The organism is Corynebacterium sp. (assembly GCF_030535495.1).
Lineage (GTDB): Bacteria > Actinomycetota > Actinomycetes > Mycobacteriales > Mycobacteriaceae > Corynebacterium.
Genome location: NZ_JAUNRW010000174.1, coordinates 1 through 2,325, shown reverse-complemented (window position 1 = coordinate 2,325; position 2,325 = coordinate 1). Strand labels below are relative to the sequence as shown.

Here is a 2,325-nt window from a genome sequence, read left to right as displayed (position 1 = left end):
GCCGCGCAGGGCGGCGAGCATCTCAGCTACCTTCATGCCCCGGACGATAAACCGGAAACAACCACTCGTCGATAAGCAAGCAAGCCGTCCTGTGGATAACTCGGGTTATCCACAGAAACCGCCCCTCCACCGACTCTGCCGGTTGACGTAGAGTCGGATCCATGAGTGAAGTGAAGCCTCGTCGTATCGTCGTCGGTGTGGCCGGGGGAATCGCCGCCTACAAGGCGTGTCACCTGGTGCGCGACCTCAAGGAGGCCGGTGACGATGTCCGCGTGGTGCCCACCCCGAGCGCGCTCAATTTCGTCGGCGCCGCCACCTTCGAGGCGCTGAGCGGGCATCCGGTGTCCACCACCGTCTTCGACGCGGTCGACGAGGTGCAGCACGTGCGCATCGGCCAGGAGGCGGACGCGGTGGTCATCGCGCCGGCGACGGCTGATGTCATCGCGCGTCTGGTGGCCGGACGAGCCGATGACCTGCTCACCGCGACGGTGCTGGTGGCGACCTGCCCGGTCATCGTCGTGCCGGCCATGCACACCGAGATGTGGTGGAACCCCGCCACGCAGGCGAACGTGGCCACCCTGCGCGAGCGCGGGGTCATCGTCCTGGAACCGGCCCACGGGCGTCTGACGGGCAAGGACACCGGGCCGGGGCGCCTGCCGGAGCCGGAGCAGATCGCCGAGCTCACCCGGGCCATCCTCGACGGAGCCGATCTTACGCCGAACTGGCAGGGAAGGAAGGTCCTCATCACCGCGGGTGGCACGCAGGAGAATCTGGATCCGGTGCGTTTTCTGGGCAACCGGTCCTCGGGCAGGCAGGGTTTCGCCCTCGCGGAGATCGCCGCCCACCGGGGCGCGCAGGTGACCATCGTGGCGGGGGACACGGATGATCTGCCGACGCCGTCGGGCGCGCGCGTCGAGAAGGTGGTCAGCGCCCGGGAGATGGGGCAGCGGGTCGCTGAACTGGCCCCGGACCAGGACGTCATCATCATGGCGGCGGCCGTCGCCGACTTCCGGCCCGCCCACCAGGCAGGCTCGAAGATGAAGAAGGGGCGCGATGAGGATGCCCTGATGACGGTGGAGCTCGTCGAGAACCCGGATATTCTGGCCACCACGGTGCGGGAGCGGCAGGGCGAGACCATCATCGTCGGGTTCGCCGCCGAGACCGGTGACGAGCACACCTCGGCGCTCGACCACGCGCGCGCGAAACTGCAGCGCAAGGGCTGTGATCTGCTCATGGCCAACGAGGTGGGCGAGGGCAAGGTCTTCGGCCAGACCCGCAACGAGGGGTGGCTGCTGAGCCAGGACGGCTCGGTCGAGGAGATCCCCGCCGGGTCCAAGTATGTGGTGGCGGCGAGGATTCTGGTGGGCGTCGATAAGCTGCGCAATTGACGGTTGCAGACAGCTTGGTCTATATTGGGCGATCGTATCGTTGATTAACGCCGAAAAGGATTCTGCCCGTGTCTGACAACCCCGCCACCACGCAGGTGGCCTTCGACAAGCCCGCCACCATCCGACTGTTCACCTCCGAATCGGTCACGGAGGGGCACCCGGACAAGATCTGTGACGCCATCTCCGACACCATCCTCGACGCCATGCTGGAGCAGGATCCGCACGCCCGCGTGGCGGTGGAGACCCTGGTGACCACCGGCCAGGTACACGTGGTCGGCGAGGTGCGTACCTCCGGTTACGTCGAGATCCCGCAGCTGGTGCGCCGCACCCTCGTCGACATCGGATTCACCTCCTCCGAGGTCGGCTTCGACGGCACCACCTGTGGCGTCAACATCGCCATCGGTGAGCAGTCCCCGGAGATCGGCCACGGCGTGGACACCTCCCACGAGTTCCGTTCCGGCGACGAGGGCGACGAAGACGACCGCGCCGGCGCCGGCGACCAGGGCCTCATGTTCGGCTACGCCAGCAACGAGACCCCGGAGTACATGCCGCTGCCCATCGCCGTGGCCCACCGCCTGGCCCGCCGCCTCACCGAGGTGCGCAAGGAGGGCATCGTCGCGCACCTGCGCCCGGACGGCAAGACGCAGGTCACCTTCGCCTACGACGCCGACGACCGCCCGGTGGCCCTGGACACCGTCGTCATCTCCACCCAGCATGACCCGGACATCTCCCAGGAGTGGCTCGCCGCGCAGCTGCGCGAGCACGTCCTCGACTTCGTGGTCGCCGACGCGGGACTGGCCGACATGGTCACCGACGAACTCACCCTGCTGGTCAACCCCTCCGGATCCTTCATCCTCGGCGGGCCGATGGGCGATGCGGGCCTGACGGGCCGCAAGATCATCGTCGACACCTACGGCGGCATGGCCCGCCACGGCGG

At 67.9% G+C, this 2,325-nt stretch carries 2 protein-coding genes; both read left to right on the top strand.

What is annotated here, in order from left to right; all coding sequences use genetic code 11:
* Positions 1-161 precede the first annotated feature (161 nt).
* Positions 162-1,388, top strand: coding sequence for a bifunctional phosphopantothenoylcysteine decarboxylase/phosphopantothenate--cysteine ligase CoaBC (coaBC, locus tag Q4F73_RS12280; protein WP_303359624.1), 1,227 nt, complete (start codon positions 162-164; stop codon positions 1,386-1,388).
* Between the two features lie 68 nt (positions 1,389-1,456).
* The coding region (gene metK, locus Q4F73_RS12275) for a methionine adenosyltransferase (protein ID WP_303359623.1) at positions 1,457-2,325 on the top strand (869 nt) is incomplete at its 3' end.

What these genes read in the sequence shown, in the direction of transcription:
- coaBC (WP_303359624.1), top strand. Translation starts at nt 162, where the DNA reads ATGAGTGAAGTGAAGCCTCGTCGTATCGTCGTCGGTGTGGCCGGGGGA.